The organism is Mesotoga sp. Brook.08.105.5.1 (assembly GCF_002752635.1).
Classification (GTDB): domain Bacteria; phylum Thermotogota; class Thermotogae; order Petrotogales; family Kosmotogaceae; genus Mesotoga.
Map to the genome: position 1 here is coordinate 62,894 of NZ_AYTW01000021.1, position 15,316 is coordinate 78,209.

General features: G+C 47.2%; 14 protein-coding genes. 7 read left to right on the forward strand and 7 right to left on the reverse strand.

What is annotated here, in order from left to right; all coding sequences use genetic code 11:
* Positions 1-24 precede the first annotated feature (24 nt).
* Both V512_RS08805 and V512_RS08810 read left to right on the forward strand, forming a co-directional pair.
* Complete coding sequence (locus V512_RS08805; protein WP_099830116.1) at positions 25-747, forward strand: GDSL-type esterase/lipase family protein; 723 nt, start codon at positions 25-27, stop codon at positions 745-747.
* 442 nt (positions 748-1,189) lie between these two features.
* Positions 1,190-2,095, forward strand: a complete 906-nt coding sequence (locus V512_RS08810; RefSeq protein ID WP_099830117.1) for an AraC family transcriptional regulator — start codon at positions 1,190-1,192, stop codon at positions 2,093-2,095.
* Positions 2,096-2,202: 107 nt separating this feature from the next.
* Here the strand turns inward: V512_RS08810 and V512_RS08815 are convergent, their stop codons facing one another.
* The 6 genes from V512_RS08815 to V512_RS08840 are packed head-to-tail and all read right to left on the reverse strand — an operon-like array spanning position 2,203 to position 9,272.
* Positions 2,203-3,273: an ABC transporter ATP-binding protein gene (locus V512_RS08815; RefSeq protein WP_099830118.1), complete on the reverse strand. Its 1,071-nt coding sequence runs from the start codon at positions 3,271-3,273 to the stop codon at positions 2,203-2,205.
* A 14-nt stretch (positions 3,274-3,287) separates the two neighbouring features.
* Entirely contained in the window at positions 3,288-4,964 is a 1,677-nt protein-coding gene (locus V512_RS08820; RefSeq protein ID WP_099830119.1) for an iron ABC transporter permease, read from the reverse strand.
* 59 nt (positions 4,965-5,023) lie between these two features.
* On the reverse strand, positions 5,024-6,004 hold the full coding sequence (locus V512_RS08825) for an ABC transporter substrate-binding protein (protein ID WP_099830120.1): 981 nt from the start codon (positions 6,002-6,004) through the stop codon (positions 5,024-5,026).
* Between the two features lie 28 nt (positions 6,005-6,032).
* The gene (locus tag V512_RS08830; RefSeq protein WP_099830121.1) at positions 6,033-6,881 is read right to left on the reverse strand and encodes a MurR/RpiR family transcriptional regulator; all 849 of its coding nucleotides are present in this window, start codon (positions 6,879-6,881) and stop codon (positions 6,033-6,035) included.
* A gap of 20 nt (positions 6,882-6,901) precedes the next feature.
* A complete protein-coding gene (locus V512_RS08835) occupies positions 6,902-8,452 on the reverse strand; it encodes a sulfatase-like hydrolase/transferase (protein WP_099830122.1) in 1,551 nt (516 codons plus the stop codon).
* Complete coding sequence (locus V512_RS08840) at positions 8,442-9,272, reverse strand: sugar phosphate isomerase/epimerase family protein (protein ID WP_099830123.1); 831 nt, start codon at positions 9,270-9,272, stop codon at positions 8,442-8,444. Before V512_RS08840 ends, V512_RS08835 begins: the two co-directional genes overlap by 11 nt.
* Positions 9,273-9,707: 435 nt before the next feature.
* On the opposite strand from V512_RS08840, the gene V512_RS08845 reads away from it, so the two are divergent.
* From V512_RS08845 to V512_RS08865, 5 genes are read left to right on the forward strand one after another with little or no spacing between them, the layout of a single operon-like run.
* On the forward strand, positions 9,708-10,709 hold the full coding sequence (locus tag V512_RS08845) for a LacI family DNA-binding transcriptional regulator (RefSeq protein ID WP_099830124.1): 1,002 nt from the start codon (positions 9,708-9,710) through the stop codon (positions 10,707-10,709).
* Positions 10,710-10,713: 4 nt separating this feature from the next.
* Positions 10,714-11,535 (forward strand): metallophosphoesterase, encoded by an 822-nt coding sequence (locus V512_RS08850; RefSeq protein WP_165775372.1) that lies wholly within the window; start codon positions 10,714-10,716, stop codon positions 11,533-11,535.
* Positions 11,532-12,806 carry an ABC transporter substrate-binding protein gene (locus V512_RS08855; RefSeq protein WP_099830126.1) on the forward strand — a complete coding sequence of 425 codons (1,275 nt, stop codon included), beginning with the start codon at positions 11,532-11,534 and terminating at the stop codon, positions 12,804-12,806. The genes V512_RS08850 and V512_RS08855 overlap by 4 nt, the downstream gene beginning before the upstream one ends.
* Before the next feature lie 31 nt (positions 12,807-12,837).
* The gene (locus V512_RS08860; RefSeq protein ID WP_099830127.1) at positions 12,838-13,731 is read left to right on the forward strand and encodes a sugar ABC transporter permease; all 894 of its coding nucleotides are present in this window, start codon (positions 12,838-12,840) and stop codon (positions 13,729-13,731) included.
* Positions 13,728-14,561, forward strand: a complete 834-nt coding sequence (locus V512_RS08865) for a carbohydrate ABC transporter permease (RefSeq protein ID WP_207759752.1) — start codon at positions 13,728-13,730, stop codon at positions 14,559-14,561. Before V512_RS08860 ends, V512_RS08865 begins: the two co-directional genes overlap by 4 nt.
* A gap of 384 nt (positions 14,562-14,945) precedes the next feature.
* On the opposite strand, the gene V512_RS08870 is transcribed toward V512_RS08865, so the two are convergent.
* Positions 14,946-15,316 (reverse strand): transposase (locus V512_RS08870; RefSeq protein ID WP_133117334.1); only part of this gene is annotated, 371 nt, incomplete at its 5' end.

Below are 15,316 nucleotides of genomic sequence, written 5' to 3' on the forward strand. Positions count from 1 at the left end.
GAAGTGATAATGAGGAGAGTGTGCATGAATACCGTTGTCTGTATTGGAGATAGTATTACCTATGGCCGCGTGGGTGCAAGCTACTTCGAGATGCTGAAAAGCGAATTCGGGGGAAAGCTTGAGTTTATAAATAGTGGAGTGAATGGAAACCTCTCTTATGACGTTCTCAAGAGAATCGAGAAAGTGACCAGCATGAAGCCAGATATTGCTATTCTCCTGGTAGGAACAAATGACGTGTGGGCGACCTACTCAGAAAAGACCATGAAAGCCTATATCAGAAAGAATAGACTACCCGAGAGACCTTCAAAAGAGAGCTACGCAAGAAACCTCGCTGGGATCCTCCAAAGGCTCAAGACCTCCTCCATTGCTCATATAGGCGTAATGTCGCTGCCTTTGATCACGGAAGATTCCGAACATATTCTCTTCAAAAGAAGCGTCGAGTATTCTGAACTAATCAAGAAGATAACCTCACAGATGGACTTGTGCTATATGGATCTCAATGAACGTCAGCGCGATTACCTGAAAAAGGCAGACAAAAGACCTTCGTCAGGGCGGGAAGTCTCCTGGGAATTCACATTGAGAATGATATTCAAACACATCTTGTTGAGAAAGAGCTGGGACGCTCTCTCGCAGGAAAATGGATTTCTATTGACGGTGGATCATGTTCATCAAAATACCGCGGGAGCAACCCTGATCAAAGATTGCGCCTCGGAGTTCTTGAAGAAGCTTTCGCTTCCAGATAGCTGATTTCTTCAGTGCTCATGCTTAGAACAAGGACTAAGAGCTGTTCATTTTGTACTTGACCGGAATCCCTGTTTAAGGAAGCTCTTTCTTCAGAATGATGAGCTGTGATGTTTTTGATTTTGGTTCTGTAGCTTGGAACTCGGAACTGATAACTTGGAACTGCTCTTCACAGCGTACAGCGGTTCTTAAGGGACCAGTAGTAGGACCAATTACGTTTCTTAGGATTCGACAGAGTATCTCTCTTTGCTTTTCCGTTTTGCGAGCAGAGTTTTCTTATGTAGTTATTTTGGAACACATTACTATGAGTCCCATAATCGATTGTACTAGTGAACTTCTTGCCAGTAAGCCCTAGGGCTCTTGATTCATGATTGCATTTCATATAGTGCAACTCAAATCAAGAATTCGGCCCTCGTTTCAGATATATTTGTTTCAGGAGGGGATCGCTGTGTACGAATGGCACGAAAACGTTCAGCAGATAATCGAACTTATCGAGCGAAATCTAGAAGATGGGCTAACTCTCTCGGAAGTGAGCGAGAACCTTTTCTACTCGCCATTCTACTGTACAAAGAAGTTCCATGCTCTTACCGGGATTAGGCTGAGAGATTACGTCCGGCTTCGAAGGATCTGCAAGGCCGCGCTGGAGCTTCGAGATACAGAGAAGTCGATCGCCGAGATAGCTATCGACAATGGGTTTTCCTCGCAGGCGGCTTTCAGCAGATCGTTCAAGAAAGCATATTCTATTTCACCCAAAGAGTTCAGAATGTCCCCAAAGCCTATTCCCCTTCTGCTGAAAAGGATCGTCTACGACCCCCACTTTCTGGGCATCAAAAGGAGGTGCAACTTGAGCGAAAAGGAACTGGAGAGGATCGAAGTGAAGATCGAGAAACTGCCCGCACACAAGTTCATCGGAATCAGGAATATCAACGCTAAGGGATACTTCCACTTCTGGGAACTTCAGGAAGGCATTCCCGGTCAGGACTGTCACACAGTGACGGGTTTGCTCGAAAGCATCCAGAGCCTTCACGGTCAGATCGGCGGATGGTACTTCGAAGGAGATAAGCCGGGCTATCTATACGGAATCGAAGTGCCAATCGATTACAGAGGAGAGGTACCCGAAGGTATGGAGTGTACTATCGTTTCAGAGAGTGAGTATGTTGTCTTCTACTACCCGCCTTACAATTACGAGGAAGAAAACACCGCAGTCATGTCAACCGTCAACGAGCTGGCCTGGAACTGGAATCCCGAAGACTCGGGTTATGAATGGAACACTGAGAATCCGATCTATCAGAGAAGCGACCCGGAAGACTATGGCTACGCTATCTACCGTCCCGTTAAACTTCTGAAGAAATAGCAGCAAAAGCCCCAGGCGCCGGGGCTTCTATTGCATCTGTCGCACTTGTACATAGAAAGATCGAATAGTATAGTCGGGATTTCGTGGAATGACTCCACTGAACTATCCTACTCAAAGATCACGTAACTGTCGAACTTCAGTCCAACAATCTGATCAACTTCGTATTCAGTGCTCGCCGGAGCTTCTACCCTTATCTCTTCCTTTCCGAGAGAGATGCGATAATCGAGAATATTCCCAAGATAGACCCTCTTTTTGACTGTACCCCTTACCTCCGATTCGTCGGCAGTCACTAATCTTACGTTTTCGGGCCTGACGGCAAACACGTATCTTTTGCCCGACATACTATCTAGCGAGAAATGCTCGATTGGGAATGAAGATGCATCTGGTGAATCAACAAATCTGGCTTCGAATCGACCTCCCGCTCCAGAGACTTCTACTTTCATGAAGTTTATCAGGCCTATGAAATCGGCGACAAACTGATTTTCAGGCCTCTCGTACAGCTCTCTTGGTGTGCCGAGCTGCTGTACAGAAGCGTCATGAAGCAGCAAAATTCTATCGGACATCGCCATCGCCTCGGCTTGGTCGTGAGTGACGTAAATGATCGTGACCCCGATTCTTCTCTGAATATCCTTGATTTCGAATCGCATCTCCTCTCTAAGCTTCGCATCCAGGTTGCTGAGAGGCTCATCCAGAAGCATCACGTCTGGCTCCATTACGAGCGCCCTGGCCAGCGCTACCCTCTGCTGTTGACCACCGGACAGCTGATGTGGATAACGTTTCTCCATTCCGACAAGTTTCACCAAAGACAGGACTTTCATTACCCTTTCTCTGATTTCAGGGGACCTGGCCTTCTTTATCTTCAAAGGATAAGCAACGTTTTTGAAAACATCCATGTGAGGCCATACAGCGTAGTTCTGAAACACCATGCCCACATTTCGGTCTTCGGGAGGAATGAATATCCTACTCCTCGTAGAAGACACAAGGCGGTCTCCAATGAAGATCTCGCCTTCGGTAGGCATGTCGAAACCCGCGATCATCCTCAGCGTAGTTGTCTTGCCACAACCCGATGGCCCCAGGAAAGAGACAAACTCATGATCCTTTATCTCAAGATCTATATTGTTTACCACATTGACTTCCCCAAATGACTTTGAGAGACCCTTAAGAACCACGTTAGACATTCAGACCACTCCCTTCAGATTCCGATCTTGCCTTTAGTAAGCCACTTCACAATGAGGTTACCGGTTATGACTATTATCAGTAACAGGGTCGCGAAAGCGGCGGATATTTGGACGTAACCGGCTTCCTGCATTTCAAATACTGCCACCCCTATTGTAACCGTCTTTGGCCCCCAAAGCAGAATAGACATCGTTAACTCCCTCAAAGCCGGCATGAATATTAGGAACCATCCGGCGACCAAACCGGGTCTTATAAGAGGTATGACGATATCTCTCAAGGATTTCAGCCAGCTTCCTCCAGATATTCTTGCCGCCTCTTCAAGTGATGAATGAATCTGTTCAAGTGAAGCAGACGTAGTTCTTATGGCAAAGGCAGTATAGTGAGCAACGTAGGCCACTAGAAGAATCCAGAAAGTGTTATAAAGGTTGATTCCATAACGACCCGACCATGCAAGTATCATAGCAATGGCTACAACAGTTCCTGGAATTGTGTACGGAATCTGAGCAACAGTCTCAAGAGCCTTCCTTCCTCTAATCTTGGTCTTTACGCTTATGTATGCGATTAACGACCCAAGAATCATTGAGATCGTTGCAGCAGAGATGGCGAGGAGCAGGCTGTTCTTCAGTGCATCTTTGGTCAGTTTGTACTCGAAGAGAATATACCTGTAGTTCCTAAGAGAGATGTTTTCCCATGTTATGTCGGCTCCCCAGGCATCAAGCAGAGAGGTGAGAGCGATCGAGAAGAAGGGAAGAATAACCGTGACGAATACAACTATCGCAGCAAGGACTAAGCAGGGTAGCTTCCATGCCCTGAGATCAAGTGTCGTCGGCCGCATGCTCTTTCCCGAAATGAGGGTATACTGTTTCTTCTTAAGATAGAGATTGTTTATTAGCAGTGCCCCCACCGAGACTCCCATCAACAGCACCGAGAGCGATGAGGCCATAGCGATTCCGTTGAAACCTCCGCTATGCATATATGAATATATCATTGTAGTCAATACAAACACCCTGCCTTGCATTCCGATCAAAGCGGGAATTCCAAAATTTGCAATGCTTGAAGCGAAAACGAGCAGAGCCCCTCCAGCAATGCTTGGAGCAACTAGAGGCAGTGTGATGTCCTTCATTATTCGCAGAGTCTTTGATCCACAGGTTCTGGCAGCCTCTTCAAGAGTTGGATCCATTCTCTCGAGCGCCCCAACCACAGTTATAAAGACAAATGGATACAGATAAAGAGCCATAACCCAAACCAGTCCGGAAAGGGTGTTCACGTTGAACACATATCTATCAAGTCCAAAGAGAGACATTATCCAGCGATTAACATAACCATTTCTCCTGTTCAAAAGCTGCGACCAGGCTATAGCTCCAACAAAAGGAGGTATCATATAAGGAAGAATGAAGAGCGTCTTGAACAGTTTGGCAAAAGGCAGATTCGTTCTGGTTACTAACCATGCCAGCGGCGCCCCCATCAAAACGGCGAATAACGAGGTTAAGAAGCCCAGCTTCAAGCTATTCAGAAGTGCCGTGTAGTTTCTGCTGGCGCTGAAGACCGTTGCATAATTCTGTAGAGTGAACACTCCGTCCGACTTGAAGCTGTTCATGAAGAGAAGCGTGAACGGAAAAACAACCAGAATCCCAATTAGTACGAAAGCGCTGCCGAGGATAATCGGGTCAACTTTGAACTTCTTCTGGATCAAAACAATCACTCCCCAAAACAGAGTATGACCCGACCGCTACACGGCCGGGTCACAAGAACCTAAAACAGCATTATGTCCGCGAAATTGGTGTTGATTTCTTCAAGGCCTTCTTCGATGTACTTCCAGTCAATATCCATTGCCTGAGAAAGGATTTCTGCTGCAGGAGGGGTGTTGGGCGGCGGGTTCACATCACTGCGAACCGGCACGAGTGAACCAAGCTCAACCTGCGCAACCTGTCCATTAATGGATAGAATGTAATTGACAAACTGCATAGATGCTTCCATGTTTTTCGTAGACTTCATTATTGCAACGGGACTGGGAATGGCTATCGTTCCATCTTCAGGGTAAATGATGTTTATGGGACTACCCTTGACGTTAAGATCGCGCGCTATGTAATCAAGAGTCATTCCCACAGGAAACTCTCCAGAAGCAACCTTCTGTGCAACATCACTGTTACCCCTAACAACCACCGCCTCATTCTTTCTAAGGTCTCTGAAATAATCCCAGCCATACTTCTTTGCAAGTGCCCCAACGGCCGCTACAGCTGCACCAGAATACTCAGGGTTCGGAATCACAAAATCGTCGAACCACGTCTTATCAGTCATCTCTTTCCACGTCTTGGGAGCTGTCTCCGGAGTGAGGTCTTTCGTGTTGTAGCAGATTACCATGTTGATCAGTCTGCCTGCATAGTAATAGCCTTCAGGGTCTTTGAAATTGTCTGGCAGGAAGGCCGCCTGTTCGGGATCGATCTTTGCCAGCAGACCGAGTTTTTTCAAGCTCTCGTAGTAAGAAAACTCAGCGACCCATATGACATCTGCCTCGATATTCCCCGACTGCATCTCGGCTGCAATCTTTGTCTGGATTGTACCCGTGCCGGACCTGAAGACCTCTACCTCAATAGTAGGGTTCTCCGCCATAAAGGCATCGGCAATGGCAGTCATTATCTCTGTGGGAACCGAGGTGTAAAGCATGATTTTTCCCGAACCGAAAATTAGTGCACCGCAGATCAGCAACATAAAGACAATAGCAAGCTTTCTCATAGACTACCTCCTCAGTAGGGCACGGAACCTAGTGCTTTCCGTCAAACCCAAAGATATTAGGGATTTCATCGAGCTTCTCGAGAGCTTTGAGCTTCTCCTCGTCTCTCTCTGCAATGTAGAGAACTAACGCGTTGAGGATTGCCATGGGTACGACCAAAGAATTGAGCAGGGATACAGGACCTCTGTTTGCCACAAGAGTGACTTCAGACTTGAGGGCAAGCTCGGAAACACTGCTGTGTGTCAACGCTATCGTAGGTATACCTTGCTTCTTTGCGTAGTCGAAAGACCTTAGAATGTCGAGAGAGCATCGAAAGAAACCGATTCCAAAGAGAACATCATCGCTATTCATGAGCAATAGCGTCTCGTAGAAAGGTTTTCCTCCGCCGGTTACTAGTCTCGTATCTATGTGCATTCTTCTGAATCTGAATTCGAGGAATCTGCATAAAGATTCCGAGACCCCCTGGCCTGCAATAAAGACTCTCTGAGCTTTCTCAATAAGATCTACTGCCCTGTAGAACTCATCCGGCGAAACCTTTGAGATGCCGTTCTTCAGATTCTCGACCTCTGCAGTGAGCAGCCTTTCAAAAGTGGTTTCTCCGGACTTGATCTTACGAACCGTCTCTGTCATCTTCTCTGCGGGAGTCAGTTTCTCCTTTATTAGCTTTTGAGTGTGTTCTCTGAGTTCGCTGAAACTTGAGTATCCGAGGGATTTGGCGAACCTGATCACCGTTGTCTCGCTAACCTTCAACCGCTCTCCCAATTCTCTAGGAGAAACGAATGCCGTGCTTTCCCAGTTCTCGAGAATGCTGTCCGCTATAAGTTTCTGCGACTTTGGAAGCAAAGGATACACTTCGCGAACCCGATCAAGAATAGTCATTTTCAGTGAGTCCTCCTCAACTACAGGCCGAAGTAACACTCGCCTGTTCCGTTCACGAGAGAATCATATACCAACTTTGTTTTTTCAATGTAATCTCGGCTTCTATCGAGCGCAAAGCCCCTCCCAACAGCTCCCACCACCTCGCAGCCGGCTAACTTGGATTCATACTTGTCCAGAAGATCTACAGCTCCTCTTGGAGGTGCGCTCCTTCCATCAAGGATCAGATGAACGAAGATTCTCCCGGCTCCATTTAGTCTGGCGGCTTCACAGACCGCGATCAGCTCGTGAATATTCCCGTGAGAGCTAGACTCGGAAAGCACGCCTATAACGTGAACTTTGCCGTCCAGCGCCTTTCCTTCGATGGCAGCTTTGATTTGGGGATTGTCCACAAGCCCAACTTCCATTGCTTTCATTAACCTGAGCTCGTCCTGTTCAATAACTCTACCGGCACCTATCGTGAGGTGCCCGGTCTCTGAATTGCCGCTTCTTCCTATTGGAAGACCGACCTTTTCTCCACTGGCGATCAGTCTTGTGAAAGGAAAATTACTCTTCAAATAATCGAGATTTGGAGTATCTGCGGCTTTCAACGGATTGATCGAAGGATCATCGGCTCCCTCTCCCCAACCGTCAAGAATTACCAGTACAACTCCGTTTGAGGAAGGTACAACTTTGATCAGAGAAGACCCTGTCATCTCTTCCGGTCTTTCAATACCCATTAGAGATAGAACCGTAGGAGCGACATCCGCCAGAGTGCCTTCTCCAAGCTCCATCTTCTGATTCTCAAGTTTGCGATTCACTAGTACAAAAGGAACCTTTGCAGTCGTATGCGACACGGAGGGGGAACCGTCTTCGTTTTTCCCCCTTTCCATTAGGCCGTGATCGGCAGTTATGATCAGTGTTCTTCCAAGATCCATTGCCTGCCGGAATATCTTCCCCAGAGCCTTGTCAACTTCTTCGGCCGCGCTGATCTTGAGTCTCATATCTTCGAGATGGCCGATTACATCCCCTGCGGGGAAGTTGATAATCATGAAGTCATACTTGTCCATTGCCTTCACTACTGAGTTACCGATCTCGGCGCTCTTCATCTCCGGATGGCTACCGAAATCCCTCCAGCTCGGAATAATCTCTGCGATTTGACCACCGTAAAGCCTGCTTCTACGTCCATTGAAGAAGAACGTTACATGTGACTGTTTCTCGGTCTCAGTAACAGCAAGCTGTTTCACATTCTTCGAACTTAGTATTCCAGCGAGTGTTACAGAAGGTCTGACCGGGGTAATGACCGGTTCGATATCGGCAAACTTTTCGTGATACTCGACCAGCGGAAGAAAACGCAGATTGGGAAACCTCTTCACAGGAAATGAAGAAAACCCCTTTTCGACGAAAGTCTCCATAAGCTGGACTTCCCGCTCTCCTCTCCTACAGCAGAAGATAACCGTATCACCATCCGAAATTCTTCCGACGGGCTGCCCCTCTCGGCATTTAACCAACGGTTTTATCCAGTAGTCTGTGGCGCCTTTTTCGTAGTGCTTTTTAATTGTCTCCCTTAGGTCTTTCAGACCGCTATTTGGCATCAGCGAGGCGCTCCTTCCATTTTGCAGTGACGGTTTTGTTTTCCCGCATAACCCTCATTCCATCACCAGGGGCGAATCCTTCTATGGTAACCGAACCTTCATAGAAGCTGGCAAGCTCCTTCAGAACAGGGAGAAAGTCGTATTCTCCTCTTAGCAGAGGAAGATGTACCTTCTCCCTGCTCGCATTGCTAATGTGAACATTGAAGATCTTCTTCAGATTCTTCATGTACTCAACGATTCTATGGTTAAGCTTGCCTTCATCAACACTGTTTTTGAAGCATGACGCCGCATGAGCTATGTCGAAAGTCGTCCCTACACAGTCCATATCAACCTTCTCAAGAAGTGCATTCATTTGATCCGGAGTTGTTATTAGCTCAAGCGGTTTCTTCTCCATTACTTCTATCGCTACCTTCAATTCTAGAGATCTCGCCCGAGTACCGATACTTTGGAAGATCTCAACATGTTCACCGAAGTAGTCTCTGGGTGTATCCTTTGAAGAAGACATATGGCCGGGATGGATGGTAACCACTTCCGCTCCAAGCTCTCTGGCAATCTCAAGTGCCTCGAAAGTCTGGCTAACCGATTCTCCGCGGATTCCAGGATTTGAAGAAGTGATGTTGATATCTCTTGTCGGAGCATGAAGAGTCCTATTGAGTTTTAGTGAATCAAGGAGCTGCCTTAGCTGACAAAGGGAGGATTCTTCCTTCCACAAGTGCTCTACCCAGATCTCGATTCCGGTTACCCCTTCTTCAGCAAAAGTCTCAATAGCCGTTCTCAGAGAGTAATCGGTCAGTATGTTCGAACTAAAAAGGAAATCCATTCGCTCATCTCCATATGCAGTAATTGCTTCATATTGTCTGGCCAACAGCAGCAAGATGAAGCAATAGCTTCACCAATAGAATACCATACGTTCCGAATAAACAGAAATGTGTGAGAAGGCGTAAGCAGAAACAATTCCGAGTAAATTGAAGCTGTCATTCCCTCAGCAAACCTAGGCACCGATAATCAGTACTAATCGAATGTGAGAGTTACGATTTTCGGTAGCTAGCGAATGGCTTCTCTACTAATCATTCAAGAGAATGGATCGACTTCTTGGGATTATCAAGTCATCCTCCTTTTTCATTTGGAGAGATATTTGCTCTATTTACTCGTCAGTCGAAATAATCGGTCATATTCGCTCGTGAGCGTTTTTTGAGAAACTACCGGCAACGTGTTATTGTGAAGTAATCGATTACTTAGAGAAGGAGAAGTGAAGATGGCCGTTAGAATTAAAGATGTAGCGCGGAGGGCAGGAGTTTCGACTGCCACCGTTTCAAGAGTCTTGAATAACGTTTCCACAGTCAGTGAAGAGAATAGAGAAAACGTTCTCAAAGCGGTCAAGGAGATGGGCTACAGTCCTAACGTTCTGGCGAGGGGCTTCAGAATGAAGAAGACTTTCACCGTGGGAATGGTCCTTCCCGACCTATCCAATCCACACTTCCCATTGATGATGAAGGGTGCAGAGGAAGAACTCCGAAGAAAGAGCTATAACCTGATAATTGCCAATTCAGATGGAAAGCTTGAATTCGAGAGGGAAGCAATAAACACTCTTCTCTCAAAGCATGTCGACGGTATCCTCTTCATTGGATCCGGTTACAACAGGGCAGTTGAAACCTTGATAGAGGAATCTGGTTGTCCGATTGTGCTGTTGGGAAGACGCTGGTCAAAGACTCTTCCATCCGTTTCCATAGACAACTTCAGTGCAATGAAGCACGTTTTTGATTATCTTTACGACGAAGGTCACAGGAGTTTTCTTTATCTTGGCGGTCCTGAAGACGTTTCGAGTTCTATAGATAGAGAGGAGGCTGCCAGGGCCGTCGCGCAAGAATATTCCAGTGTGGAGGTTAAGGTAACGAGAGGGCAATTCACATACGAGTCCGGTTATGAAAGGGCATTCTCTGAGCTATCAGACCACGGAAGTGGTTATGACGCGGTTGTCTGTGCAAACGATCTGATTGCCTTCGGCGCTATTGTGTCATGCAAGGCTCTTTCTATCGGAGTTCCCGAAGAGATATCGGTCACCGGATTCGACAACATCTTCCTTTCCGCCCAGTTCACTCCGGCTCTGACAACTCTGGATCAGAATACATACGAAATAGGGAGAAGGGCCGCGAACCTACTACTCCAGTATATAAGCGGCGAGAGGAAGAACAAGATCTCTTTTCAACTCGGAACCAGGCTGATTGTCAGAGAATCTTCAAGGGCGAGAGGGAAGTGATTTCGTGAAAGCAACAAGGCTCGTCGTTATAGGGGATCTGCATGCCGGACCCGACAGGTCGTCACTCAGAGGAAGCCTTGTCAAAGGTCTCCTGAGCGAATGGATCGATTTCGTTAACGAAAACATCCAACCGGACGCGATTGTTGATCTAGGAGACAGACTGAATCCCGTAGACAGGGAAAGCGATACCAGAACGCTACGAGAGATATCGGGCATACTGGCCCGGTCTAGATGCCCGATGTACTACATTCCTGGGAACCACGATCTGGACAATCTAACTCAAGAGGAACATGAAAGAGCAATAGGCAGCAAGCTTGGCAACCGATCCGTTGTATTGAAAGGTTTGCGTTTACTGCTTCTAAATACGCAGGACCCAATTGTTCAGGGTGTTGGAGGGATGGTTTCAGACGAAGCACTCCGATGGCTGGAAAAGGAGATTGTGGCTTCTTCGGAAAAGAAAGTCGTTTTCACTCACCAGGCTCTCGATGAACAACCTCTAAAAAGGAATGTCCATTTTGAGAGCATTGAGAATCTCGCCTACGTCGAAAACAAGCGAGAGTTGCTTCAGATGTTTGAAAGAGGCGAAAACGTAATCGCCGCAATAAATGGTCACGTTCACTGGCCAAGCATTGCCTCTGAAAACGGAATTCTTTACGTCTCGGTGCCATCATTCACCGACACATGGAATCAACTGAGTAGTATCCCGGGTTCGTTTACTTTGATCGATTTCAGTGGAGAAGAGGTTATCGTAGAAAACCATATGTTTAGACCGTCCATCCTCATGGGTCGCTTCAGAAAAAACGTGAAAAGGAGGGGTAAGAGATGAAACTCGGTTTCAAGACTTTCTTAGTGATCTTTGTTTCAGTTGTGCTTATTGCAGGAACAGCATTTTCGGTAACCAACCTTAGATTCTTCTTTCCCGTTCAGGTAGCCGGAGCGCTTGCCGTTCTAATGGATGAAGTCGTTGCAGACTTCAACAGCGAGCATCCAGACATCTTCGTCGAGCCGATTTACAGCGGAAATTACGACCAGACAATGCAGAAGGCTGTAACAGCCGCTCAGGGAAAGAATCCGCCAGATGTTGCTCTTCTTCTCGCCATCGACATCTTCTCGCTTCTTGACATGAATCTTATCGAAGACATGGATCAGTTCATGGTGGGAGAAGACGCGAACTTCACAGAACCTTTCTATGCCGGGTTCCTCGAGAATTCGATGATCGACGGCGTTACATGGAGCATACCGTTCCAGAGAAGCACCCCGATCTTCTACTACAACAAGGACCACTTTAGAGAAGTGGGGCTAGATCCCGAAAATCCCCCGAAAACCTGGGCGGAATTGCTTGAGGCAGCCAAAAAACTCACCGTCAAGGATTCGCGCGGCAACGTTACTCGCTGGGGCTTCGAAGACATTACAGACGATACATGGACAATTCAGGCATGGATTCTTCAGGCCGGCGGGAAGTACGCCAATGAAACGGGAACGGAGTCGTACTTCGACACGCCCGAGGTAGCAAAGGCTGTCGAACAGTGGACCTACATGACTAATGTCGAGAGAGTAATGCCAAGGCACCGAAGCTATGGAGCCGCATCCCAGGACTTCGTTGCCGGTGCAGCATCGATGATGTACAACTCTACCGGTAGTCTCAGTTTCGTAAAGAGCTCGGCCACATTTGATTTTGGAGTGGCCCCGCTTCCTGGAGAAGCCAAGAAAGCAGTTCCAACGGGAGGTGGAAACCTCTACATCTTCAAAGGAATTCCCGAAGAGAACAAGGAAGCCGCATGGACCTTCGTCAAGTGGCTCAGCAAACCGGAGAACTCGGCGAGGTGGAGCATCGGGACGGGATACATACCGGTTCGCAAAGACGCCTTCGAAACTGAGGCTCTTAAGGAGTTCGCGGAGGGATTCCCCTACATTCTGGTGGCAAGAGATCAACTTGATGTTGCTAGAAGGGAGATGGCCTTCCACAGTAACTCGCAGATTAGGGAGGTTTTCTTGACAACTCTTCAGAATATCCTCGATGAGAGAGTGTCGATCTCCGCAGGGCTTAAACAGTTGCAGGAAGAAGTCGAAATGATTCTTGCTCCTTATAAGAAGTAATCAACCTGTCCAGTGCCGGGAGGTGTGTAGATTGAAGACGAAAACGAAAAAGAAAATTCTGCCGTGGATTTTCATAGCGCCGACATTCTTTTTCCTTGGCATGTTTACATACTACCCGGCATTCAGGTCTCTCTTTCTGAGTTTCATGAGAATGAATATGGCAACGCCGGAGCCGGTATTCACGGGCCTCGACAATTTCAAGAGAGCCTTCTCGACTCCCCTGTTCTGGCAGGTAGCTGGGAACAATCTCTTCTATGCATTTGTGACAGTCCCCATAACCATGGCTCTGGCGTTGGCTCTTGCACTTCTGGTGAATCAGAAAATTATCGGAAGCTCTTTCTTTAAGACGGCTTACTTCTACCCCAACGTCATACCGATGGCCGCCGCATCGATGATCTGGCTTTACATATTCCTTCCTGGATACGGTTTCCTAAACTACATTCTCGGGAAGATCGGCATACCCAGTATTGAATGGGTAAGCGACAGCAGGTTCGCTATGTGGGCTTTGATCATTGTTGCCATCTGGAAGAACGCTGGATATTATATGGTCATATTCCTCGGCGGGCTGCAGCAGTTACCGACAGAAATCTATGAGGTCGCTACGATAGACGGTGCCTCTGCCTGGCGCAAATTCTGGAAGATAACCTGGCCCTTGCTATCACCGACAACATTCTTCGCATTCATAATCGCGGTAATAAACTCCTTCCAGGCGGTCGATCAGATCTATCTCATGACGAGAGGCGGTCCGGCAAACACTACGAACATGTTTGTCTACTACATCTATCAGGTGGCCTTCAAGTACTGGGACTTCGGATATGCCTCGGCACTGACCGTGATACTCCTTGTGCTCTTGTTGATATTCACAATGCTCGCCTTCTTCTTCATGGAAAGGAGAGTCTTCTATGAATCGGGTGAGAGACTATGACAAAAAGAGGAAGAACGACTAAGTGGGTCTCGATCGCGTTAATGATAGTCTTTGCCGTGATTCTCGCTTTCCCGCTCTATTGGATAGTCGTTACGGCCTTCAAAGAACCTACTGAAGTCTTTTCGATGATTCCAAAGTGGCTTCCCGAAAAATGGACTCTAGACAACTTCAAAGAGGTCTTCAACATAATCCCCTTCGGGAGGTATTATTTCAACACGATTCTCTATGCCTTCGGACTTCTCGCAGTGCAACTTGTAACAGTAACTCTCGCCGCATACGCGTTCGCCAGAATGGAATTCAGATTCAAGAAGATTCTCTTCATGATTCTGCTTGTGCAGCTCATGATCGCTCCACAGACGCTCATAGTTCCGAACTACTTGACGATCAGCAATATGGGCCTGCTAGATACGAAGACTGCCATTGCGCTTCCGTATGTGGCCTCTGCAATCGGCGTCTTCTTGCTGAGACAGGGCTTCGCAGCAATCCCGAGAGAACTAGAAGAGGCGGCGACTATTGACGGCTGCGGAACCTTCAGGTTCATGATCTCGATAGCCATCCCGCTGCTTAAACCGACCTATCTTGCCTTTACGCTCATAAGCGTGACCTATCACTGGAACGAATTTTTCTGGCCCTTGATAGTTACAGACAGCGTCAAAGCTCGCACATTGACCGTTGGCCTTGCGATGCTTGCGGAGGCCTCAGAAAGTGCGGCTGCCTGGACTTTGTTGATGGCAGCGACCTTGCTTGTTATACTGCCACTAATTGTCTTTTTCGCTATTTTCCAGAAGGCATTTATATCAAGCTTCATGCAATCCGGAATGAAGGGGTGACGGATAGGACCGGGGTTGGGGGTTGCGGCTAGGGGGTCGGAAAGAGCGAAGGAACTGGTTCGCCGGTGAACGGTTCTCCGTTCTCCGGAAAGAATCAGTTCCAAGTTTCATGTTGTCAGTTGCAAGCAGAAGTAATCGTTGACAGTTGTCGGTTCACCGTTCTCCGAAAGAGCCGCTGTGCGCTTCAAAGCGAAGAACCCGCTGGTCGCTGGAAGAGCCGCTGTACGCTTAAGATCATGAACCCGTTCACCGCTAAGACCATTCGATCGAGAAAGAGCACTGTCGAGACGTTCGCTGCGCTTACGAGAAGACGAGAACTCTCTCCTGTTTCTCGGTTCTGTCTCTTTTTTTGTGTAAACCCCTTTTTTGTAATGGGTTTAAGAATCAGCTTATGTACTTAGCTAATCTTTCATACTTTATCACAAGTTGAGAAAGGATCTTTGACCATTCAAGGGTTCTTACTGTCCATTTCTTTGTTATATTTATTATTGCTAGATAAGCCATCTTTAAGAGAGAAGTATCCGTAGGAAAGACTCCCTTATTCTTCGTTACCTTCCTCAGTTGTCTATTAACTGATTCAATGGGATTAGTTGTATAAACCAATCTTCTCAGTTCCTCTGGATATTGAAAAAAGGTTGAGAGAGATTCCCAGTTTTCCTTCCAGCTTTTTATTGACAAGTGGTATTTGTCCCCCCACTTCTCTTCTAATGCAAGCAATGCATTCCATCCTGCTCCTCTTGTTGGTGCCTGATAAA